The organism is Streptomyces sp. NPDC002870, from assembly GCF_042888505.1.
Classification (GTDB): Bacteria; Actinomycetota; Actinomycetes; order Streptomycetales; family Streptomycetaceae; genus Streptomyces.
Genome location: NZ_JBIAPW010000083.1, coordinates 1,170 through 2,558, shown reverse-complemented (window position 1 = coordinate 2,558; position 1,389 = coordinate 1,170). Strand labels below are relative to the sequence as shown.

Here is a 1,389-nt window from a genome sequence, read left to right as displayed (position 1 = left end):
CCGGCACCTGCACCACCTGCCACCGCCCCCTGCCCAGAACATCCACCACCAGCCAGAACCCAAGAGCCAGAGCAACCTAACGGAGTCCTACTAGGACATCCGGGCATAGGGACATCGGGCATAGGGACATACGAAAGGGCGGCACCCACTCGGGGTGCCGCCCTTCGTCGCTACGTCGTGCTACTCGGACTTGTCACCGTCGGCGTCGTCGTCCGCGTCGTCGGCGTCGTGCGCGGCGGCGTCGTCGTCCGCGTCGTCCGGGTCATGCGCATCGTCGGCGTCATGCGCGTCGTCCGCGTCGTCCGCGTCGTCCGCGTCCTCGGCGTCGTCGGCGTCAATGGCTTCGTCCGGGTCGATGGCGTCGACGAACTCCACACCGTCCAGCTCGGCGAGCCGGTCCGAGGCGTCGGTCGCCCCGTCCTTGTCCGCTTCGAGCGCCTTGGCGAACCACTCACGCGCCTCAGCCTCACGCCCGGCCGCCAGCAGCGCATCTGCGTACGCGTAGCGCAGCCGCGGGGTCCAGGGCTGTATGGAGTTGGACGCCAGCTCGGGGCTCTGCAGGGTCACGATGGCTGCGTCGATCTGCCCCATGTCCCTGCGCGCGCCGGCCGCGACCAGCCGCATCTCGACCTGACCCGCCTTGTCGAGCTTCTGCACCTCGGGCTCACCGGCCATCGCCATCGCCCGCTCGGGACGCCCGAGCCCACGCTCGCAGTCCGCCATGACGGGCCACAGCTCAACGCTCCCGGTCATCCGCCGGGCCGCCCGGAACTCGGCCAGTGCCTCCGAGTACTTCTGCGTCGCGTACGCGGCGAAGCCCGCTGCCTCACGCACCGCAGCGACACGCGAGGCAAGCCGCAGCGCGACCTTGGAGTACGCGTATGCCTGCTCCGGGTCCTCGTCGATCAGGTTGGCGACCATGACGAGGTTCTTGGCGACGTCCTCGGCAAGGCCCTTGGGCAGGCTCTGCAACTCCTGCCGTACGTCCTTGTCGATCTCGTCGCCCGTGACGTCCTCGGGAATCGGCAGCCGCTTGATCGGCTCGCGGTCGCCGCGGTCACGGTCACGGTCGTCGCGCCGTCCGTTGCCACCACGGTCGTCCCGGGACCCGCGATAACCACCGCGGTCGTCACGCCGGTCGTCACGTCGGTCGTCACGCGGCCCGCGGTATCCACCACGGTCGCCGCGGTCGTCACGGCTCCCGTAGCCGGCGCCACCAGTAGGACGTCCACCACTGGGACGTCCACCACGGTCGTCATCGCGACGGGGCCCGCGGTCCCTGTCGCCGGAACGGTCGTCACGGCGGAACCCGCCGCCACCGCCACCACTGGGGCGAGAGCCGCGGTCGTCACGCTGCCCGCGGTACCCACCACGGTCATCGTCCCTACG

1 protein-coding gene is annotated in these 1,389 nt (G+C 70.5%); it reads right to left on the bottom strand.

The window, feature by feature from the left end:
* Nucleotides 1–180: 180 nt before the first annotated feature.
* Nucleotides 181–1,029, bottom strand: a complete 849-nt coding sequence (locus ACFYWY_RS38095) for a tetratricopeptide repeat protein (RefSeq protein ID WP_389196082.1) — start codon at nucleotides 1,027–1,029, stop codon at nucleotides 181–183.
* Between the last annotated feature and the right edge of the window lie 360 nt (nucleotides 1,030–1,389).